20 protein-coding genes and 1 riboswitch are annotated in these 19778 nt (G+C 69.7%); of the genes, 10 read left to right on the top strand and 10 right to left on the bottom strand.

Translation table 11 applies throughout. From position 1 onward, the window contains the following. The 4 genes from groL to thrC all read right to left on the bottom strand — a co-directional run. The coding region (gene groL / locus STRTUCAR8_RS41235) for a chaperonin GroEL (RefSeq protein ID WP_006382333.1) at positions 1-1610 on the bottom strand (1610 nt) is incomplete at its 3' end. A gap of 364 nt (positions 1611-1974) precedes the next feature. Next, the gene (locus STRTUCAR8_RS41230; protein ID WP_006382349.1) at positions 1975-2181 is read right to left on the bottom strand and encodes a cold-shock protein; all 207 of its coding nucleotides are present in this window, start codon (positions 2179-2181) and stop codon (positions 1975-1977) included. 442 nt (positions 2182-2623) lie between these two features. Next, entirely contained in the window at positions 2624-2899 is a 276-nt protein-coding gene (locus tag STRTUCAR8_RS41225) for a MoaD/ThiS family protein (RefSeq protein ID WP_006382340.1), read from the bottom strand. Between the two features lie 119 nt (positions 2900-3018). Next, a complete protein-coding gene (thrC, locus tag STRTUCAR8_RS41220; RefSeq protein ID WP_006382334.1) occupies positions 3019-4347 on the bottom strand; it encodes a threonine synthase in 1329 nt (442 codons plus the stop codon). Positions 4348-4362: 15 nt separating this feature from the next. Continuing rightward, positions 4363-4514, bottom strand: a riboswitch (SAM riboswitch). Positions 4515-4683: 169 nt separating this feature from the next. Here thrC and STRTUCAR8_RS41215 point away from each other — a divergent pair. Both STRTUCAR8_RS41215 and STRTUCAR8_RS41210 read left to right on the top strand, forming a co-directional pair. Next, positions 4684-5628, top strand: coding sequence for a glucosyl-3-phosphoglycerate synthase (locus STRTUCAR8_RS41215; RefSeq protein WP_006382335.1), 945 nt, complete (start codon positions 4684-4686; stop codon positions 5626-5628). Between the two features lie 98 nt (positions 5629-5726). After that, positions 5727-7139 (top strand): alpha,alpha-trehalose-phosphate synthase (UDP-forming), encoded by a 1413-nt coding sequence (locus STRTUCAR8_RS41210; RefSeq protein WP_006382342.1) that lies wholly within the window; start codon positions 5727-5729, stop codon positions 7137-7139. Here STRTUCAR8_RS41210 and otsB read toward each other — a convergent pair. The 3 genes from otsB to STRTUCAR8_RS41195 form a co-directional block, all read right to left on the bottom strand. After that, positions 7136-7981 carry a trehalose-phosphatase gene (otsB, locus tag STRTUCAR8_RS41205; RefSeq protein ID WP_006382346.1) on the bottom strand — a complete coding sequence of 282 codons (846 nt, stop codon included), beginning with the start codon at positions 7979-7981 and terminating at the stop codon, positions 7136-7138. The genes STRTUCAR8_RS41210 and otsB overlap by 4 nt on opposite strands. A gap of 134 nt (positions 7982-8115) precedes the next feature. Further along, positions 8116-8355 carry a DUF3263 domain-containing protein gene (locus tag STRTUCAR8_RS41200; protein WP_006382348.1) on the bottom strand — a complete coding sequence of 80 codons (240 nt, stop codon included), beginning with the start codon at positions 8353-8355 and terminating at the stop codon, positions 8116-8118. Positions 8356-8435: 80 nt separating this feature from the next. Further along, the gene (locus STRTUCAR8_RS41195; RefSeq protein ID WP_456154959.1) at positions 8436-9710 is read right to left on the bottom strand and encodes an extracellular solute-binding protein; all 1275 of its coding nucleotides are present in this window, start codon (positions 9708-9710) and stop codon (positions 8436-8438) included. 123 nt (positions 9711-9833) lie between these two features. Here STRTUCAR8_RS41195 and STRTUCAR8_RS41190 point away from each other — a divergent pair, with 123 nt between their 5' ends. The 3 genes from STRTUCAR8_RS41190 (at position 9834) to STRTUCAR8_RS41180 (ending at position 13053) form a co-directional block, all read left to right on the top strand. Next, positions 9834-10775 (top strand): ROK family protein, encoded by a 942-nt coding sequence (locus STRTUCAR8_RS41190; RefSeq protein ID WP_006382337.1) that lies wholly within the window; start codon positions 9834-9836, stop codon positions 10773-10775. Between the two features lie 143 nt (positions 10776-10918). Then, a complete protein-coding gene (gene nagA, locus STRTUCAR8_RS41185; protein ID WP_006382347.1) occupies positions 10919-12079 on the top strand; it encodes an N-acetylglucosamine-6-phosphate deacetylase in 1161 nt (386 codons plus the stop codon). A gap of 32 nt (positions 12080-12111) precedes the next feature. Continuing rightward, positions 12112-13053: a 1-phosphofructokinase family hexose kinase gene (locus STRTUCAR8_RS41180; RefSeq protein WP_006382329.1), complete on the top strand. Its 942-nt coding sequence runs from the start codon at positions 12112-12114 to the stop codon at positions 13051-13053. 53 nt (positions 13054-13106) lie between these two features. Here the strand turns inward: STRTUCAR8_RS41180 and STRTUCAR8_RS41175 are convergent, their stop codons facing one another. After that, on the bottom strand, positions 13107-14096 hold the full coding sequence (locus STRTUCAR8_RS41175) for a CBM35 domain-containing protein (RefSeq protein WP_006382330.1): 990 nt from the start codon (positions 14094-14096) through the stop codon (positions 13107-13109). A 168-nt stretch (positions 14097-14264) separates the two neighbouring features. After that, positions 14265-15995, bottom strand: a complete 1731-nt coding sequence (gene cdgB, locus STRTUCAR8_RS41170; protein ID WP_006382344.1) for a diguanylate cyclase CdgB — start codon at positions 15993-15995, stop codon at positions 14265-14267. Positions 15996-16454: 459 nt separating this feature from the next. Between cdgB and STRTUCAR8_RS41165 the strand changes: the two genes are divergently transcribed. Genes STRTUCAR8_RS41165 through STRTUCAR8_RS55285 form a run of 3 tightly spaced genes read left to right on the top strand, consistent with a single transcriptional unit; the run spans position 16455 to position 17643 of the window. Next, positions 16455-16946, top strand: coding sequence for a flavin reductase family protein (locus STRTUCAR8_RS41165; protein ID WP_086025862.1), 492 nt, complete (start codon positions 16455-16457; stop codon positions 16944-16946). Positions 16947-16994: 48 nt separating this feature from the next. Next, the gene (locus STRTUCAR8_RS41160) at positions 16995-17468 is read left to right on the top strand and encodes a GNAT family N-acetyltransferase (protein ID WP_006382331.1); all 474 of its coding nucleotides are present in this window, start codon (positions 16995-16997) and stop codon (positions 17466-17468) included. A gap of 46 nt (positions 17469-17514) precedes the next feature. Next, positions 17515-17643: a hypothetical protein gene (locus STRTUCAR8_RS55285; RefSeq protein WP_267889069.1), complete on the top strand. Its 129-nt coding sequence runs from the start codon at positions 17515-17517 to the stop codon at positions 17641-17643. A 221-nt stretch (positions 17644-17864) separates the two neighbouring features. Here the strand turns inward: STRTUCAR8_RS55285 and arfB are convergent, their stop codons facing one another. Continuing rightward, positions 17865-18293, bottom strand: a complete 429-nt coding sequence (gene arfB / locus STRTUCAR8_RS41155) for an alternative ribosome rescue aminoacyl-tRNA hydrolase ArfB (RefSeq protein ID WP_006382343.1) — start codon at positions 18291-18293, stop codon at positions 17865-17867. Between the two features lie 214 nt (positions 18294-18507). Between arfB and STRTUCAR8_RS41150 the strand changes: the two genes are divergently transcribed. Together STRTUCAR8_RS41150 and STRTUCAR8_RS41145 are read left to right on the top strand one after the other, a co-directional pair. Next, entirely contained in the window at positions 18508-19083 is a 576-nt protein-coding gene (locus tag STRTUCAR8_RS41150) for a TerD family protein (RefSeq protein WP_006382336.1), read from the top strand. A 265-nt stretch (positions 19084-19348) separates the two neighbouring features. Next, positions 19349-19778 (top strand): hypothetical protein (locus tag STRTUCAR8_RS41145; protein ID WP_048818894.1); only part of this gene is annotated, 430 nt, incomplete at its 3' end.

The raw sequence follows: 19778 nt of genomic DNA, 5'->3' as shown, positions 1-19778 counted from the left end.
CCCGGCATGCCGCCACCGGCGCCGGCGCCGGCGCCCGCCTTCTCAGGCTTGTCGGCGATGACGGCCTCGGTGGTGAGGAACAGCGCGGCGATCGACGCGGCGTTCTGCAGCGCGGAGCGCGTCACCTTCGCCGGGTCGATGATGCCCTCGGCGATCATGTCGACGTACTCACCGGTCGCGGCGTTGAGGCCGTGGCCGACGGGAAGGTTGCGCACCTTCTCGACGATGACGCCACCCTCGAGACCACCGTTGACGGCGATCTGCTTGAGCGGGGCCTCCAGGGCGAGACGGACGGCGTTCGCGCCGGTCGCCTCGTCACCCGTGAGCTCCAGCTTCTCGAAGACCGAGGAGGCCTGCAGCAGGGCCACGCCACCACCGGCGACGATGCCCTCCTCGACGGCCGCCTTCGCGTTGCGAACGGCGTCCTCGATGCGGTGCTTGCGCTCCTTGAGCTCGACCTCGGTCGCGGCACCGGCCTTGATGACCGCAACACCGCCGGCGAGCTTCGCCAGGCGCTCCTGCAGCTTCTCGCGGTCGTAGTCGCTGTCCGAGTTCTCGATCTCGGCGCGGATCTGGTTGACCCGGCCGGCGACCTGGTCGGCGGAGCCGCCGCCGTCGACGATCGTGGTCTCGTCCTTGGTGATGACGACCTTGCGCGCACGGCCCAGGAGGTCCAGGGAGGTGTTCTCGAGCTTGAGACCGACCTCCTCGGAGATGACCTCGCCACCCGTGAGGATCGCGATGTCGTTCAGCATCGCCTTGCGGCGGTCACCGAAGCCCGGGGCCTTGACCGCGACGGACTTGAAGGTCCCGCGGATCTTGTTGACGACCAGGGTCGAGAGGGCCTCGCCCTCCACGTCCTCGGCGATGATCAGCAGCGGCTTGCCCGACTGCATGACCTTCTCCAGGAGCGGGAGCAGGTCCTTGACCGAGGAGATCTTGGAGTTGGCGATGAGGATGTAGGGGTCCTCGAGCGACGCCTCCATGCGCTCCATGTCGGTCGCGAAGTACGCCGAGATGTAGCCCTTGTCGAAGCGCATACCCTCGGTGAGTTCCAGCTCCAGACCGAAGGTCTGGGACTCCTCGACGGTGATGACGCCTTCCTTGCCGACCTTGTCCATCGCCTCGGCGATGAGCTCGCCGATCTGCGTGTCGGCGGCGGAGATGGAGGCGGTCGAAGCGATCTGCTCCTTCGTCTCGACCTCCTTCGCCTGGTCGAGCAGCGCACCGGAGACGGCCTCGACGGCCTTCTCGATGCCGCGCTTCAGGGCCATCGGGTTCGCACCCGCGGCCACGTTGCGCAGGCCCTCGCGGACCAGCGCCTGGGCCAGGACGGTCGCGGTCGTCGTGCCGTCACCGGCTACGTCGTCCGTCTTCTTCGCGACTTCCTTGACCAGCTCGGCGCCGATCTTCTCGTACGGGTCCTCGAGCTCGATCTCCTTGGCGATGGAAACACCATCGTTGGTGATCGTGGGGGCGCCCCACTTCTTCTCGAGGACGACGTTCCGGCCCTTGGGGCCGAGGGTGACCTTGACGGCGTCTGCGAGCTGGTTCATCCCGCGCTCGAGACCGCGCCGTGCCTCCTCGTTGAACGCGATGATCTTGGCCATGTGAAGTGGTCCTCCCGGACTGGGGTGGATTGCTCCGGACCGCGCTGGCGCCCGCGACGGACGGCCTGCCTGCCTCGGTGATTCCTTGCACCACCTGGCCTGCGGGCCTCACCCACCCGGTCCTTCGGTAGCACTCTCACCTTCAGAGTGCTAACGCCAATGATTAGCACTCGCCCCTGCCGAGTGCAAGCGACTCTCGAAGATCCCCAGGTGAACAAGGGGATGGCTACGGCCCGGTAGCCATGCCGACGCGCCTGCGGACATGCCGATGGGCTCGCACCCCGTGAGGTCCCACGAGGTACGAGCCCATCGAATCCTTCGATGAAGGAAGAAGAACGTCGCTGCGTGTGCGCCGGCGCGTGCTTCAGGTGGTCGCCAGACGGACCATGTCCGCCTGCGGCCCCTTCTGGCCCTGCGAGATCTCGAAATCGACCCGCTGACCTTCCTCGAGGGTGCGGTAGCCGTCCATCTGAATCGCGCTGTAGTGGACGAAAACATCCGCACCACCGTCGACCGCGATGAAGCCGTACCCCTTCTCCGCGTTGAACCACTTGACGGTGCCCTGAGCCATGCCTAACTCCCCTATTACTGGCCCTTGCACGGATCCGCACTTCGCGGATCCGGGTCAGACCTCACCCCCCCAACCGGTGGAGGTGTGCGCCGGAACGCGTCGACCGCGGCCGAATGTATCTGTCCAACTGCCCTCTGCAACAGGTCAATTGGACGAGAAATCCGGGCACGCCAGGTCAGGAAATATGCGGAGAATTCACGCGGATTCAGGGCAAGCCGGGCCCCACAAAGAGAACAAAAAACGCAAAATGCCTGCACACTTTGGCTACTTCTCGTTGGGTGCGCGGCAGGAATCAATACTCGTGCGGCGTGCGAGATGGTGCGGCTTCCCCAACTGTACCGCGCTCAACCATACAGAATTGCCCCCTCCGCTTCTCTCACGGAGGGGGCAATTCGATGAACTCTCGGTAATCGATGTTACCGACGGTTACTACTGACGGGTATCAGCCGCCCGCGACCGCGGGAATGATCGACACCCCGGCACCGTCCGGCGTCGCCGTCTCCAGCCCCTGCTCGAAGCGGACGTCGTCGTCGTTGACGTACACGTTGACGAAGCGACGCAGCTTGCCCTGGTCGTCGAGCACGCGGGCGGCGATCCCCGTGTGGTTCTTCTCCAGATCGGCGATGACCTCGCCGAGAGTCCCACCCTCAGCAGCCACCTCGGCCTGCCCGCCGGTGTAGGTGCGCAGGATGGTAGGGATGCGGACACTAACGCTCACGATGAAAACCTCCGGTCGGATGACATACCTAGGGGCGCGGGGCTGTGCTGGATTTGCGGCTACCGCCGCGTGGGCGCGACCAGCCCCCACGGACCCGCAGACGAACGAACAACCACCGCCTACGCGAGTCCGGCCGCGTGGAACGACTCAAGGCTGGGCCGAATGGTCGCGGTGAGCCCCGTGTCCGCCACCGCGTCCAGCGTCTTGAGACCGTCCCCGGTGTTCAGCACGACAGTCGTCAGCGTCGGGTCCAGCAGCCCGTTCTCGATCAGCTTCTTCGTGACACCCACGGTCACACCACCGGCGGTCTCCGCGAAGATCCCCTCCGTACGCGCGAGCAGCCGGATCGCGTCGACCACCTGCTCGTCGTTCACGTCCTCCACCGCTCCCCCGGTCCGCCGCGCGATGTCCAGCACGTACGGCCCGTCCGCCGGGTTGCCGATCGCCAGCGACTTGGCGATGGTGTTCGGCTTCTGCGGCCGTACGACGTCCTGCCCGGCCTTGTAGGCCACGGACACCGGCGAGCAGCCCTCCGCCTGGGCGCCGAAGATCTTGTACGGCTTGTCGGCTACCAGCCCGAGCTTGATCAGTTCCTGCAGCCCCTTGTCGATCTTCGTGAGCTGCGACCCGGAGGCGATGGGCACCACGAGCTGGTCCGGCAGCTGCCAGCCGAGCTGCTCGCAGATCTCGTACGCCAGGGTCTTGCTGCCCTCCGCGTAGTACGGGCGCAGGTTGACGTTGACGAAGCCCCAGCCCTCGCCGGCCGGGTCGCCGATCAGCTCGGAGCAGAAGCGGTTCACGTCGTCGTAGTTGCCCTCGATGCCGATGAGCTCGCCGCCGTACACCGCGGCCATGACGACCTTGCCCTGCTCCAGGTCGTGCGGGATGAACACGCAGGAACGCAGGCCCGCCCGGGCGGCGGCGGCGCCGACGGCACCGGCCAGGTTGCCCGTGGAGGAGCAGGAGAGAGTGGTGAAGCCGAAGGCGCGGGCGGCCTCCAGGGCCTGGGCGACGACCCGGTCCTTGAAGGAGTGCGTCGGGTTGCCGGAGTCGTCCTTGACGAAGAGCTTGCCGGCGTCGACACCCAGCTCGCGGGCGAGATTGTCGGCCTGGACGAGCTTGGTCCAGCCGGGGTTGATGTTCGGCTTCTCGGCGACGTTCGCGGGAACGGGCAGAAGGGGCGCGTAACGCCAGATGTTCGCGGGTCCCGCTTCGATGCGCTTGCGGAGTTCCTCGGTGTCGGCCGCCGAATGGACAGCGAAGTCGTAGGCGATCTCCAGCGGGCCGAAACACTCCTCGCAGGCGAACACCGGACCGAGGGGCACGCGGTGGCCGCATTCGCGGCAGGAGAGCGCGGCGGCGGGGCCGAGATCAACGGGGGTGACGGAGTCAGTGGTGACGGAGCCGGAAGTGGTGCTCTCGGTGCTCTCGACAGTTTGCGCAGCCATGGAGGCGAAGCCCTTTCCTCATCTTTCTCACGACGCGTTTCGCCATGAGACGGATTTGGCACCTTCCCGAGCCGGGAGCCTCGCGATCCGTCAATGGATCACGAGTGCCGACTGGAGGGTTGCCGGGGCTTCATCGGGCCGTATCCCTCTGCCCCTCTGGATGAGCGGTATGAAGTTGTGGGGTTGTGCGGTTGTGAACACCGGCGACCTCGGACATGCGATGGTCACCCGCGTTGTTCAAGACTGTAACCGAAGGCTTGGATGGTGGTGGGAGCCGTCCGAACCGCGAGATACAAGATCGCGCTTCCCCCCACGCAACGTAAGGGAGAGCCGCACGTGCTGGAAGACGTCGAGCGCTGGCTGAGCACGCGCTCCTGGTCCGCCCGCGACCGCCCGCTCAAGAAGCTGATCGCCGCGAAGCGTTCCTCGAACGCCACGGTGAGTGTCGTCCTGCCCGCGCTCAACGAGGAGGAGACCGTCGGCGAGATCGTCGCCGTCATCCGCCGGGACCTGATGCTGAAGGTCCCGCTCGTCGACGAGATCGTGGTCATCGACTCCGGATCGACCGACCGTACTTCCGAGGTGGCCGCCGCGGCGGGCGCCCGGGTCGTCCACCGCGACGACATCCTGCCGCGCATCCCGGCCGTACCGGGCAAGGGCGAGGTGTTGTGGCGCTCGCTCCTGGTCACCAGCGGGGACATCGTCTGTTTTGTCGACGCCGACCTGAAGGAGTTCTCGTCGGACTTCGTCTCCGGGATCGTGGGCCCCCTGCTCACGGACCCCGGTGTCGACCTCGTCAAGGCGATGTACGACCGCCCGCTCGGCCAGGCCGCCGGCCAGGGCGGCCGGGTCACCGAGCTGATGGCCCGCCCCCTCCTCAACATGCACTGGCCGCAGCTGGCCGGCTTCGTCCAGCCGCTCGGCGGCGAGTACGCGGCCCGCCGCTCGCTCCTCGAACAGCTCCCGTTCCCCGTCGGCTACGGCGTGGAGCTGGGCATGCTGATCGACGCCCTGCACCTGGTGGGCCTGGACGCGTTGGCGCAGGTCGACGTGGGGGTGCGCAAGCACCGCCACCAGGACGGCCAGGCCCTGGGCCGGATGTCCGCCGCGATCTACCGCACCGCGCAGCTCCGACTGGCCCGCGGCCATCTGATCCGCCCCTCGCTCACCCAGTTCGAGCGCGGAGAGGACGGTTTCGAGCCCCGGACGTACTCGGTGGACACGGAGGAACGGCCGCCGATGGCGGAGATCTCGGAGTACGCGAGGAGAAAGGCCGCCTAGCCCCGCCCGGGCCGGTGCACCGGCCCGGGCGGCTTGTATACGGCTGAGGCGTACGTGTGTACGTTTGAGTGTTTCCGGGCCGGGCTAGGTTGAGGCGTATGGCTTCGACGCAAGGTGTGCAGGGTACGCAGGGCTCTTACCGGGTGCTGGTCGCTTCCAACCGTGGCCCGGTCACGTACGAGGTCCGTGAGGACGGCTCGCTGCAGGCCCGGCGCGGCGGTGGCGGGCTGGTCTCCGGGCTGTCGGCGATCGGCCCGGACGCGGACGCCCTGTGGGTCTGCTCGGCCCTCGGCGACGGCGACCGCGAGGCCGTCCGGCGCGGCGAGGCCGAGGCGGGCGTACGGATGCTGGCGATCCCGGCGGACGTCCACGAGGACGCGTACAACGGCATCGCCAACTCGGTGCTGTGGTTCGTGAACCACATGCTGTACCAGACCCCGCTGGAGCCGGTCTTCGACGTGGAGTTCCGGCGGCAGTGGGCGTCGTACGAGGCCTACAACCGCGCGTTCGCCCAGGCGCTGGCGGCGGAGGCCGCCGAGGGCGCGTCGGTGGTGGTCCAGGACTACCACCTGTGCCTGGTCCCCGGGATGCTCCGCTCCCTCCGCCCCGACCTGCGCATCGGCCACTTCTCGCACACCCCGTGGGCACCGGCGGACTACTTCCGGATGCTGCCGTACGACATCTCCGAGCAGCTCCTTCGCGGCATGCTCGGCGCGGACCGCCTCGGCTTCCTCACCCGGCGGTGGGCGGAAGCGTTCACCGCCTGCTGTACGGACCTGGTCGGCGGCGTCGGCGACACCCGGATCGGCGTGCACGGGCTGGGCGCGGACGCGGACTTCCTGCGCAGGCGCGCCCACGAGCCGGACGTCGAGGAGCGGATGGCCGCCCTGCGCGACGAGATCGGCGGCACCGGTGACCGGAAGACGATCGTGCGGGTGGACCGTACGGAACTGTCGAAGAACATCGTGCGGGGCCTGCTGGCGTACCGGCAGCTCCTGGAGGACCGCCCGGAGTGGCGGGAGCGGGTGGTCCACGTCGCCTTCGCATACCCCTCCCGCCAGGATCTGGCGGTCTACCGCGACTACACGGCCGAGGTGCAGCGAGTGGCCGACGACATCAACTCGGCCTATGGGACGCCGACTTGGACCCCGGTCGTGCTCCACGTCAAGGACGACTTCGCCCGCTCCCTGGCCGCGTACCGCCTCGCCGACGTGGCCCTCGTCAACCCCATCCGCGACGGCATGAACCTCGTCGCGAAGGAGATCCCGGTGGTCTCCGACGAGGGGTGCGCGCTGGTGCTGTCGCGGGAGGCGGGGGCGTACGAGGAGCTGGGCGAGGACGCGATCGTGGTGAACCCGTACGACGTCACGCAGACGGCGCGGGCGCTGGAGGAGGCCCTGACCATGGGCGCCGGCGAACGGGCGGAACGCACGAAACGACTGGCCGCGTCGGCGACCGCCCTACCGCCGGCCCAGTGGTTCCTGGACCAGCTGAACGCGCTCAGCGACTAACGGCCGACGACGGCCTGCCCGAGGGCGGCCAGCAGCCCTACGACGCCTGCGGGACCGTCGACGACGAGGTCGGCGCGTTCCGCCAGCTCCGTCACGGCCTCGGTGCTGTTGCCGCTGCAGACGAGCAGGCCCGGGGTGCCGTTCTGGCGGAGCTTCTCCACCGCCGCGAACGCCGGGAGGTCCCCGAGATCGTCGCCGGCGTAGAGGACCGAGGTGGCGCCGGTCTCGCGGACGTACTCCTCCAGGGCGACGCCCTTGTCCATGCCGGGTGGGCGCAGCTCCAGTACCAGGCGGCCGGGTTCGACGATCAGGCCGTGCCGGGTCGCCAGGTCGGCGAGGGGCTCGCGCAGGGCCTCGAACGCGGCCTGCGGATCCGCGGCACGCCGCGTGTGCACGGCGACGGCCCGGCCCTTCTCCTCGATCCAGGTGCCCTGCCAGGCACCGAGCCCTTCGAGGAACCCGGGCAGCTCGGCGCGGACGGCGGCGACGCCGGGGTGCGGGGCGGGGGCACTGACCGTGCCGGTCACGGCGTCCCAGCGTTCGGTGCCGTAGTGGCCGAGGACGACGAGGTGTTCCAGGCCGGGCACACCCGCGAAACCGCCGTGGCGGACCGCGACACCGGCGGGGCGTCCGGTGACGACGGCCACGGAGGCGACCCTGGGCGCGAGGGCGGAGAGGGCGGCGAGTGTGTCGGGGTGGGCGCGGGCCTGCTCGGGGTCGGCCACGATCGGAGCGAGGGTCCCGTCGAAGTCGAGAGCGACAACGGCACCACCGGGCTCGCCAAGAATGGCATCCAGCCCGTCACGGCCGGCCTGCGTCAGGGGCGTGGGCAGCAAGTCCATGGAAGCGACCGTATCTCAGCCCGTCCGGCGTTTGAGGACGAGCGCTTTCGGCGCGAAGGGGGGTCTGGGGGCGCGGCCCCCAGGAACGGGATGGGACGGGTAGGGGCGGCGGGGGCGAAACGATCCGACGTCGGCTACCGCTCCCCCCGGCGAACCTCCCGGGCCGACGACAACCTGGTCACCGGCGGGGGATCACACTCCAGCGCCCGCCGGTCGTCCAGCAGCGCGTTCAGCAGCTGGTAGTACCGCACCGGCACCAACCCCAGCTCCTCCCGGATCGCCCGCTCCTTCGCACCCGGCCCCGCGAACCCCCGCCGCTCCAGCGCGAGAATGTCCTGTTCCCGTCGCCCCAGCTGCTCCCCGTCCACGTCCATGGAGAGCACCGTAGCCCCCGCCACTGACATCGGGCGGGCCTGGCAGCCCGGCCCGCCCGCTCCCACGACCCGCCGGCGGCCTACTCCGCGTTCTCCTCCTCGGTCTCCGCCGCGTTGGCCTGCGTCTGCAGCTCGGCGAGGACCGAGGCCGGGTCGCCGTCCGCCGTGAACGCCGTACCGATCCGCTGCTTGATGTCCGCGTTGACCTGCGCCCAGGACGTCTTGCCGACCGGGTAGAGCTGGGCGGTCGGGAGTTCTTCCAGGAAAGGGGCGAGATCCTTGTCCTCGGCGGCGGCGGACATCGTCCTGGACGCGGAGGTGGTGACCGGGAGGAGGTCGTACTCGCGGGAGAAGGCGAGCACGTTCTTCTTCTCGTAGACGAAGTCGAGGAACCCGCCGACCTCGTTGCGGTGGCCGTTCTTCTTGAAGGCCATCATCCAGTCGGCGACGCCCATCGTGGACCGCGTCGAGCGCTCCCGGCCCGGCATCGGCACCATCCCGAAGTCGACCCCCTTGGCGGCCGCGATCTTCATCAGCGAGGGGTGGCCGTTGAGCATGCCGACCTCGCCGCGCGCGAAGGCGGCGAAGGCGGCGGCCCGGTTGAGCTTTCCGGGGGCGACGGAGCCGGTGAGGCCCTTGTCGACGAGTTCGTCCTTGAGCCAGGTGAACGTCCTGATGTTCTGCGGGGAGTCGATGCCGTAGGTGCCGACCTCGCTGGTATAGCCCTCGCCGCCGCTGAGCAGCCACTGCATGGTCTCGGCCTGCGCCTCCTCGGGCCCCAGCGGAAGGGCGTACGGGTACTTCACGCCCTTCTCCTCGAGCGCGGCGGCGTCGGCGGCCAGCTCGCTCCAGGTGGTGGGCGGGGTGAGGCCGGCCTCGGTGAAGAGCTTCTTGTTGTAGAAGAGGAGGCGGGTGGAGGCGGCGAAGGGCATCCCGTACTGGGTGCGCCTGACCTCACCGGCGTCGGCCAGCTGGGCGACGAAGTCGGCCTGCGTCGGGATGGAGAGCAGGTCGTCGGCCTGGTACAGCTCGCCCTTGGCCGCGTAGTCGGCGTAGGCGCCGATCTGCGCCAGGTCGGGCGCGTCACCGGCGGCGACCATCTCCTTGACCTTGCGGTCGACGTCGTTCCAGGAGTAGACGCTGACGTCGACCTTGACACCCGGGTGGGCGTCCTCGTACTCCCCGACCAGCTTGTCCCAGTACTTCTGGGAGCTGTTGGCGTCGGAGTCGCCGTAGTCGGCGGCGACCAGCTTCAGGGTGACGTCACCCGAGCCGACGGCTCCGCAGCCGCCGAGTACCGCCGTCATCCCGAGTGCGGACACCGCCGCGATCATGCCTGTCCTGCGCCGTTGCACTGCAAAATCCCCACTGGTCGTTCACATATGTGTTCATTGGTAGGTTCAACTTCTTACCTCCATAAGGTCTACACCACGTGAGTGGACTAGACCTCTTCCGGGTCTACGGGCCACACTGTCCCCGTGAGACATGTCATCGCCCTCGACGTGGGCGGCACCGCGATGAAAGCCGCCCTCATCGGGCCGGACGGCGCTCTGCTCCACCAGACGCGCCGGGCGACCGGACGCGAGCGCGGCCCCGACGCCGTGGTCGAGGCGATCCTCGACTTCGCCGCCGACCTGCACGCGCACGGCATCGCCCACCTGGGCGAGAGCGCCGCCGCCGCCGGAGTCTCGGTGCCCGGCATCGTGGACGCCGAGCGCGGCCTCGCCGTCTACGCGGCCAACCTCGGCTGGCGTGCCGTACCCCTGCGCGCGCTACTCACCGAACGGCTCGGCCTGCCGGTCGCCCTCGGCCACGACGTCCGGACGGGCGGCCTCGCGGAGGGGCGCATCGGAGCCGGTCAGGGAGCCGACCGCTTCTTCTTCATCGCCCTCGGCACCGGCATCGCGGGCGCGATCGGCGTCGACGGCCGGGTGGAGGCGGGCGCGCACGGCTTCGCCGGCGAGGTCGGCCACATCGTCGTACGGCCCGGCGGCGCCCTGTGCCCGTGCGGCCAGCGCGGCTGTCTGGAACGGTACGCGTCGGCGTCGGCGGTGAGCGAGGCATGGGCCGAGGCCTCCGGCACCCCGGGCGCGGACGCGGCGGACTGCGCCAAGGCCGTCGACTCCGGCGACCCGCGCGCTCGCGAGGTCTGGCAGCACGCCGTCGACGCCCTAGCCGACGGCCTGGTCACCGCCCTCACCCTCCTGGACCCCCGCACCCTGATCATCGGCGGCGGCCTGGCGGAAGCGGGCGACACGCTGTTCACACCGCTGCGCACCGCCGTACAAGAACGGATCACTTTCCAGAAGCTCCCGGCCATCGCCCCCGCGGCCCTGGGAGACACAGCAGGCTGCCTGGGAGCAGGCCTCCTCGCCTGGGACCTCCTGACCCCCACCGACCTCACGGAGGTAACGCCCTGATGGCAGCGAACCCAGTGAAGGCGGGTGCACTGGCAACAGACCCAGCGGCAACCCACCCAGGGGCGCGGGGCTGTGCTGAATTTGCAGCTACCGCTGCGTGGGCGCGACCAGCCCCCGCGGGCCGGCAGCGTGCACACAGCCTGGTGCTCAGGGGTGCCCGAGTTGTACTCCCCACAGGAATCACCGACGGCACCCGACTCGCCGTCGAGGGCACCACATTCACCGACCGCCCCCACGAGAACGCCCAGGTGATCGACCTCCCCGGCCACTGGGTGGTCCCCGGCTTCGTCGACCTCCACAACCACGGCGGCGGCGGAGCCTCCTTCACCTCGGGCACCGCCGAAGACGTACTCAAGGGCGTCCACACCCACCGCACCCACGGCACCACCACCCTCGTAGCCAGCACCGTCACCGGCGACATGGACACCCTCACCGCCCGCGCCGGCCTCCTCTCCGAACTGGCCGAGCAGGGCGACATCGCCGGCGTCCACTTCGAGGGCCCCTTCATCTCCCCGTGCCGCAAGGGCGCCCACTCCGAGGCGCTGCTGCGCGACCCGGACCCGGCGGACGTACGCAAGCTGATCGACGCGGCGCGCGGCCGGGCCAGCATGCTCACCCTCGCCACCGAACTCCCCGGCGGCCTCGACTCCGTACGGCTGCTCGTCGAGCACGGCGTCCTCGCGGCGATCGGGCACACGGACGCGACGTACGAGCAGACGGTGGACGCCATCAACGCGGGCGCCACCGTCGCCACGCACCTCTTCAACGCGATGCCCGCCCTCGGCCACCGCTCCCCCGGCCCGATCGCCGCCCTCCTCGAAGACGAGCGCGTCACCGTCGAACTCATCAACGACGGCACCCACTTGCACCCGGCAGCTCTCCAACTCGCGTTCCACCACGCGGGCCCGGACCGTGTGGCCTTCATCACCGACGCGATGGACGCCGCCGGCTTCGGCGACGGCCGCTATCTGCTCGGTCCGCTGGAGGTCGAGGTCAGCGAGGGTGTGGCCCGGCTGGTCGAGGGCGGCTCGATCGCCGGCTCGACACTCACCCTGGACCGCGCCTTCAAACGGGCGGTCACCGTCGACCGGCTCCCGGTCACGGACGCGGTCGCCGCCCTGTCCGCCAACCCGGCCCGACTGCTGGGGATGTACGACCGGGTGGGCTCCCTGGAACCGGGCAAGGACGCGGACCTCGTACTGCTGGACGCGGACTTCACACTCAAGGGAGTGATGCGCAAGGGCAGTTGGGTAGTAAAGCCCCAACTGCCAGAGCCCCAGCCGCCGAAGCCCCAACTGCCTTGAGTCGCCGGAGCTGAAGAGGGGAGGTCGGCGGGGTGATCCTCACGGTGACGCTGAACACCGCGCTCGACATCACGTACCGCGTAGGGGAGTTACGCCCGCACGACTCCCACCGGGTCACCTCGGTGACCGAACGCCCGGGCGGCAAGGGCCTGAACGTGGCCTGTGTGCTGGCCGCCCTCGGTCACGAGGTGACGGTCACCGGCTTCACGGGCGGCCCGACCGGCCGGATCGTGCAGGACCAACTCGCCGCCACTCCAGGCGTGTTGGACGCGCTGATGCCGGTGTCGGGTGCGACTCGCCGCACGATAGCGGTGATCGACGACTCGGCGGCCGGTATGACGACGGACGCGACCCAACTCAACGAACCCGGCCCGCAGATCACCCAGGCCGAGTGGGCGGCATTCCAGGACGTGTACGAGGGGCTGCTGCCGTCCGTCTCCGCGGTGGCCCTCTGCGGGAGCCTGCCGCCGGGGGTGCCGGTGGGCGCGTACGCCGACCTGGTCCGCGGTGCACGGGCGGCGAACGTACCCGTGCTGCTCGACACCAGCGGGGAGCCCCTGCGGCGCGGGGTCGCGGCCCGACCCGACCTGGTCAAGCCGAACGCCGGTGAACTCGCCGAACTCACCGGCTCCCACGAGCCGTTGCAGGCGACCCGGGACGCCCGCAGGCGTGGCGCACGGGCCGTGGTGGCCTCACTGGGTCCGGACGGCTTGCTCGCGGTGACCCCGGAGGGCCGCTGGCGGGCGACCCCGCCGGCCCGTGTCCGGGGCAACCCGACGGGCGCCGGTGACTCACTGGTCGCGGGCCTGCTGTCGGGCCTGGTCGACCAACTCCCCTGGCCCGAACGCCTGACCAGGGCGGTGGCCCTGTCGGCGGCGACCGTACTGGCCCCGGTGGCGGGCGAGTTCGACCGCGCGGCGTACGAGAAGCTGCTGGACCGGGTGACGGTGACCCGCGAGGCGACGGCGGCCTAGCGCCTGTCGGTCCTCGGTCGGCCTTCGGTCAGCCCTCTCTCAAGCGCCGGTCGTCATCCGCTGGCGCCCGTCAGATACAGCTGATCCAGGTTCACATCGCACTGGTTCCCCTGCTCGCAGGAGATCTTGATGGTGTTGGTGCCCTTGTTCAGCTGGACGGACGCCCAGGTCTCCGTCCAGCCCTTCGCGTAGTCGCCTTCGGCGGCGTTCGCGAAGTTGCCCAGGTTGAGCGGGCGGGACTGGGCCTCGCCGTTGACCGTGAGGGTGGCGTTGGCGTCCTTGCCGGGTACGCCGTAGTTGACGTAGAGCCGGTAGCCGCCCTTCTTCGCGATCCCGCTCACGTTCCAGGTGACCGACGCGCCCTGGTTGTTGAAGTTGCCCACATAGACACCGTCGGCCGCCTTCGCGCCCTCGACGTCCGACGCCGGGGCGGCGCCGCCGCCGAGCAGCAGGGCCTTCGCGTCGATGGTCGGGAGTTCGTCCTCCGTGACAGCCGAGGCGCTGGCCGACGGGGACGGCTCGGCGCTCTGCCCGGTCGAGGGGGTGGCGCTGGCACCGCCCGCCTCTTTCTTGTCGCCGTCGCCGCCCATCATCGCCACGGCGATACCGATGACGACCGCGGCGACCACCGCGACGGCACCGATCAGCAGACCCTTGGTGTTGGGACCGCCGCCCCGCCCGCCCCTGCCGTTGCCGCCGCCTCCGCTGTACGACTGCTGCTGCGGAGCCGCAGGGCCCCCACCGAAGGCCTCGGGCGCCTGGTAGTGGGTGTTCGGGGCGCCGTACGCCCCCTGCTGCTGCGGGATCGCCTGGCCGTACTGCGCGGTCTGGGCGGTCGGCGCGGGCTGACCGTACGCCGGCTGCTGGCCCTGCGGCGGGCCGCTGTACTGACGCTCGCCGACCGGTCGCGTACGGCCGACCGAGTTCGGGTAGCCGTAGCCGCTGCTCGGCGGCTGGGCTCCGTTGGCCCGCCCGTCTTCGTACAGGTAGCCGAACGGGTCGTCGTCCTCGGGCGTGCTCGCGCCGCTGTTGCCGGGCGTCATCCCTTGGTCTCCTCAACAGGTGCGGGGTGGGACTACTGCGGGCGGGACCACGAGATGTTGCGAGGTCCCGCGATACATGCAATGCGAATAGCGAGCCTACCCGCTCCCACTGACCCAAACGGGTGAGTCCGGCCCCACGGGACCGGCGTCACACCGCTGACCTGGAGATCATCCCGCCCTGCGGTGCTGTTTGGGACGAGATCGTTTCTCGATGTACATCCGCTCGTCGGCCGACTTCAGGACTTCGTCCGCCGTCATCCCGCAGTGTGCCCACCCGATACCGAAACTCGCGCCGACCCGCATCGCGCGGCCGTCGACCCGGATGGGCTGGATGATCTCGTTGCGCAGGCGTACGGCCAGGTCCTGGGCGTCGGCCCGGCCGAGGCCGTCGGCCAGGACCACGAACTCGTCGCCGCCGAGCCGGGCCACCGTGTCGCCGTCGCGCACGGCCCCGCCGAGCCGCCGGGCCACCTCGATCAGTACCGCGTCGCCGGCGTTGTGCCCGAAACGGTCGTTGATCGACTTGAAGCCGTCGAGGTCGCAGAAGAGAACCGCGAGCCCCTTCGTCCCGTCGTCGTGTTCACCCTCGGGGGCGACGGTGTGGACATGGTGGTCGTACGCGCCGTACACCTCGGGGGCGCCGCGGAAGTCGAAACCGTGGCCGTTCGCGTCGTACGGCTGGATGCCGCCGTCCGGCACGGGCGCCGGCACCGCCGTGTACTGGTCGTGCGTGCCGAAGGGGTCCAGCTGGGCGTGGCCGTAGGCCGCGTCGACCGACTCGACCAGTCCGGGCGCCGCCGTCTGCGGGCGCTGGCAGAGGCGGGAGCTGAGCCGGGCGCGCAGTTCGGCGGAGTTGGGCAGACCGGTGAGGGAGTCGTGGGAGGCGCGGTGGGCGAGCTGCAGCTCGCGGCGCTTGCGCTCCTCGATGTCCTCGACGTGGGTGAGCAGGAAACGCGGGCCGTCGGTGGCGTCCGCGACGACGGAGTTGCGCAGCGACACCCACAGGTACGAGCCGTCCCGGCGGCAGAGCCGCAGCTCGGCGCGCCCGCCCTCGGCGGAGGTGCGCAGCAGGGTGCCTATGTCCTCGGGGTGCACGAGGTCGGAGAAGGCGTAGCGGCGCATCGCGGAGGCGGGGCGGCCCAGCAGCCGGCACAGGGCGTCGTTGGTCCGGAGTATTCGGCCCTGCTGGTCGCCGCCCATCTCGGCGATGGCCATGCCGGAGGGCGCGTACTCGAAGGCCTGGCGGAAGCTTTCCTCACTGGCCCGGAGCGCCTGCTGCTCGCGTTCGAGTCTGACCAGTGCCCGCTGCATATTCGCGCGTAGACGTGCGTTGCTGATCGCGATGGCCGCCTGGAACGCGTACATCTGGAGCGCTTCCTTGCCCCACGCGCCCGGTCGGCGGCCATTGCGCGGCCGGTCCACGGAGAGCACGCCGATCAGTTCGCCGCAGGTGCCGCCGGGCACGCTCGGCGTGAACATCGGTGCGAAGAGCCGGTCCGAGGGGTGCCACTCGTCCTCGAAGCGCGGGGCGGGGCCGTCGGTGTACCACTGGGGAACGTCGTCGTCGTCGAGGACCCAGCCCTCGGTGTGCGGTATGAACACCAGGTCGCCCCAGGCCTCGCCCATGGCGAGCCGGCGTTCCCAGGAGTCGCGTGAGCCGACCCGGCCGGTGATGAGGGCCTCGGCGGCGGAGTTTCCGGCGAAGGCGGCGACGACGAGATCGCCGTCGGGGCGGACGAGGTTGACGCAGGCCAGCTCGTAACCGAGGCCGTTGACGACGCCGTCGGCGACCGTCTGGAGGGTGTCCGCCAGACTGCGCGCGGTGTTCATGTCCGCCATGACCTGGTGCAGCTGCCGCAAGGTCGCAAGACGGACATACGGCTCCTGGTCGGTCTCCATTCGCCCTCCTTCCGCCTATCCCACCTTCTCCGCCACTGAATCACAGCGCGCTGCCCACTCGGTACACAGGGTCAACAAAAAAGGTCACCTGTGACTCAAGTCACAGCGAAAGATGAGCAATTGAGTGGAGTTTCTGAGTTCTCCCTGTGCATTTACTGAACGCAAACTTTGTATCCGTGCGGATACTACGAGCGAGGATACGACCGAGCGGAAGTCCGCGGGGCCGTTCCCGATCTTTGGGGTCGGTCGGGAGTCCTAGGTCCCGGTTCGGGCGCTGGTCCGATGCGGTGGCACGGGGACCACGAATAGCTTTTCCCTGTGCTGACTCCCCCTGCCGTACCCAGCCGTGCCGTGCCCGCCTATTCCGCCCCACACGCCACCTCCGCCACCACCGCCTCTCCCGTACTCCCGCGCGCCGGGCATCCTGGGGGAGTGAGCAACGACGACTTCCGCGCCGCCATGTCCCGCCTCTCCTCGGGCGTGGTCCTGGTGACCGCACAGGAGCCGCCGCTCGACGCGGACGATCCGCACGCACCCGGCGGCGAGGACGTCGGCATGACGGCGACCGCCTTCCTCTCGGTCTCCCTGGACCCGCCCCTCGTCATGGTCAGCGTCCGCGAGGGCTCCCGGATGGACGACCTGCTCGACGAACAGCCCCTCTGGGCGGTCTCCGTACTCTCCGAGCACCAGCGGCACATCGCGGGCCGGTTCGCGATGAAGGGCCGCATCAGCGACCGCCTTCTCTTCGCGGACCTCCCCCACATCCGGGGCGAGGCGTCCGGCGCCCCCCTGGTGGAGGGCGCCCTCGCGACCCTGGAGTGCCGTACGGAACAGCGGGTGACGGCCGGCGACCACACCCTGGTCATCGGCCGCGTCCTCACGGCGACCGCGCCGCACGCGGACGGGGGCCCACTGGCGTACTTCCGTGGCCGTTACCGCCGACTCGACTGACGAGAAACCCGCTGGTCACACCGCTGCCGGACGGCCTAGGTTCGCCGTATGACGAACGACACGCTCCGGCTGGAGCGGATCAGCTCCGACAACTTCGACGCCGCCGTCGCCGTACGGGTCCGCCCGGACCAGGAACACGCGGTCGACCCGGTGATGAAGTCCCTGGCCGAGGCGTACGTCCATCCGCGCACCGCCTGGCCCCGGCTGATCCTCGACGGCGAGCGTCCCGTCGGCTTCCTCATGGCCTTCCTCGACATCGCCTGGGGCGACACCGGCACCGACCTGCGCTCCGGCCTGTGGCGCCTGAACATCGCGGCCGACGAACAGGGCAAGGGCTACGGCCGTTTCGCCGTCGAGTCCGTCGCCGCCGAGATCCGCCGACGCGGCGGCACCGACCTCTACGTCACCTGGCACCCCGGCCCGACCGGCCCCGAGCCCTTCTACCTGGGCCTGGGCTTCACCCCCACCGGCGAGACCAGCGGGGGCCAGACGGTAGGCGTCCTGAAGCTGACCGAGCACTGACCCGGCCCTGACCTGACACCGGGCTGTCGATCATGACGACCTTTGCGTGTACGAACGTAAATGTCAGGACTCGCTCCAGACGCCCGCGCCCCTGCCCGCACCCTCCGCCCTCTCCGCCCTCACCGGCCGAGAACACGGCGGGACCGACATCGAACGCGCGACCACGGCGGCCTGACCGAGCATTCGGCAGGTGACACCCCGGAGATGACTTCCGTGTGATTCGAATCGCACAGCGAGAAATTCATTCCCGGGGCCGTTCCACGGCTCTTTCTTCCGGCCGTGCGGAAATTCACGATCGTTCATCCGCCACCGCACCCCGGGTTACCGGCGCCGGGACAGTCAGTCGCTCAGTCAGCAACCGGCATCGGATAACCGGTTACTCCTACCGGTTACCGGTTAACCCCAGTCCCGTCCCGTACGGCCCCGCTTCACGTCCGCGCGTGCCTTCTTCTGCCGCAACCGGCGTTCGTTGATTCCGCGCGGGATACGGGTGGGGGTACGGGGCTTGGGTGGCGGTGCGGTGGCCTCGGCGAGGAGGGCGGCCAGCCGTACGGCCGCCGCCTCGCGGTTGCGCCACTGCGAGCGGTGCTCGGAGGAGCGGACGGTGACGACTCCGTCGACGAGCCGGCCGGCGAGGTGCTCCAGCGCGCGCCGCTTCCAGACTTCGGGGAGCGACTCGGTGCCCGCGAGGTCGAGGCTCAACTCGACCCGCGTGTCACTGGTGTTGACGTGCTGCCCGCCCGGCCCGCCGGACCGCGAGAAACGCCACATGAGCTCGGCCTCGGGGAGCGAGACGGAGCCACGGATGAGGTAGGGACCGGACATGCCCCTATGGTCGCGCGCCTGTCCGGTCCACGTCACCCCGTTTTCACCCCGGCACCGCGACAGACCGACAAGGTAGGTAAAGAAAGTAAAGGCGCGCGGAACCTTCCGGACCCCCGTCGGCGTTCATAGGGGTGACGGTAGCTTCGTCCCGTACGGGGCTCCGCACCGCACGCACGTACTGCACGTATGTCAAACGAGGGAAGGACTCCCAACAATGGCTGTAAGCCTGTCCAAGGGTGGCAACGTCTCGCTCACCAAGGAGGCTCCGGGCCTGACCGCCGTCACCGTGGGCCTCGGCTGGGACGTCCGCAGCACCACCGGCACGGACTTCGACCTCGACGCCTCGGCGATCGCGGTCAACACGCAGGGCAAGGTCTTCTCGGACGCCCACTTCGTCTTCTTCAACAACAAGGAGACCCCGGACAAGACCATCGTCCACACCGGCGACAACCGCACGGGCGAGGGCGCGGGCGACGACGAGGCGATCAAGGTCAACCTCGCCGGCCTCCCCGCCGACATCGACAAGATCGTCTTCCCGGTCTCGATCTACGACGCGGAGAACCGCTCGCAGAACTTCGGCCAGGTCCGCAACGCCTACATCCGCATCCTGAACGAGGCCGGCGGCGCCGAGATCGCCCGCTACGACCTCTCCGAGGACGCGGCGACGGAGACGGCCATGGTCTTCGGCGAGCTGTACCGCAACGGCGCCGAGTGGAAGTTCCGCGCGGTCGGCCAGGGCTACGCCTCGGGCCTCGTGGGCATCGCCCAGGACTTCGGCGTCAACGTCTGAGCCGACGCCAGAGCCGCACCCCGCGGCTGAAAAGCCCCCGGCCGGACGCCAGTACCTGAGATCGGCGTCGGGACGGGGGCTTTCGCGTGCCCGCACACCTGGCCGGACCGACTGCACCGACCGCAACGGGCGCATAGGGATAACCCCCGGCTTCCGGAAGGCTTCTGGAAACTTCAACAACGATCCCCCTACGCTCCGAACTCGTAAGCCCCCGAACGAAAGTCGTTCGCGAGCGGCGCTTACGAGAGACGGAGACACGTCACCCATGCCGTCCTTATCGGACGAGCACTGTCCGCCCGGAAACCACACCGGCAGCGCTCCCCCCACCGTCCTGATGGACAACCAGGCCCTCGACGAGTTCCTCGCCGCCGCGGTCGGCGAGTACCAGCTCATCACCGCCGACACTCCCCTCCCCTGCTTCGCGCTCCTCCTCGGCACCCCCGGCCCCGGAACACTGCACGTCGAACGCGTCGCCTTCGGCCGCAACGCCCGCACCTCCGACCCGGCGGCCCTCCTGGAGTTCAGCGAGACGATCGTCCCCCGGTACGGACCGGCGTACGAGAACGAGCACCGCGGCTGGTGGGTCGACTCCCGCGATCTCCTCAGCGCCTCCCGCAAGGCCGAGGCGCTCGGCCTGGAACTGCTCGGCTCCATCCACATGCACCCCGACTGGCACCGGATAGGCCCGCCGCACG

Source organism: Streptomyces turgidiscabies Car8, from assembly GCF_000331005.1.
In the GTDB taxonomy this organism is placed as follows: domain Bacteria; phylum Actinomycetota; class Actinomycetes; order Streptomycetales; family Streptomycetaceae; genus Streptomyces; species Streptomyces turgidiscabies.
Note: the sequence above shows the minus strand (reverse complement) of the source record. Positions and strands in the feature narration are given on the sequence as shown.

Coding starts and splice junctions, on each gene's coding strand:
- thrC (WP_006382334.1), bottom strand. CDS start 4,347: ATGGCTGCGCAAACTGTCGAGAGCACCGAGAGCACCACTTCCGGCTCC.
- STRTUCAR8_RS41150 (WP_006382336.1), top strand. CDS start 18,508: ATGGCTGTAAGCCTGTCCAAGGGTGGCAACGTCTCGCTCACCAAGGAG.
- arfB (WP_006382343.1), bottom strand. CDS start 18,293: ATGTCCGGTCCCTACCTCATCCGTGGCTCCGTCTCGCTCCCCGAGGCC.
- cdgB (WP_006382344.1), bottom strand. CDS start 15,995: ATGGAGACCGACCAGGAGCCGTATGTCCGTCTTGCGACCTTGCGGCAG.
- STRTUCAR8_RS41165 (WP_086025862.1), top strand. CDS start 16,455: ATGTCCCGCCTCTCCTCGGGCGTGGTCCTGGTGACCGCACAGGAGCCG.
- STRTUCAR8_RS41160 (WP_006382331.1), top strand. CDS start 16,995: ATGACGAACGACACGCTCCGGCTGGAGCGGATCAGCTCCGACAACTTC.
- otsB (WP_006382346.1), bottom strand. CDS start 7,981: ATGGACTTGCTGCCCACGCCCCTGACGCAGGCCGGCCGTGACGGGCTG.
- STRTUCAR8_RS41230 (WP_006382349.1), bottom strand. CDS start 2,181: ATGGCTCAGGGCACCGTCAAGTGGTTCAACGCGGAGAAGGGGTACGGC.
- STRTUCAR8_RS41175 (WP_006382330.1), bottom strand. CDS start 14,096: ATGACGCCCGGCAACAGCGGCGCGAGCACGCCCGAGGACGACGACCCG.
- STRTUCAR8_RS41210 (WP_006382342.1), top strand. CDS start 5,727: ATGGCTTCGACGCAAGGTGTGCAGGGTACGCAGGGCTCTTACCGGGTG.
- STRTUCAR8_RS41200 (WP_006382348.1), bottom strand. CDS start 8,355: ATGGACGTGGACGGGGAGCAGCTGGGGCGACGGGAACAGGACATTCTC.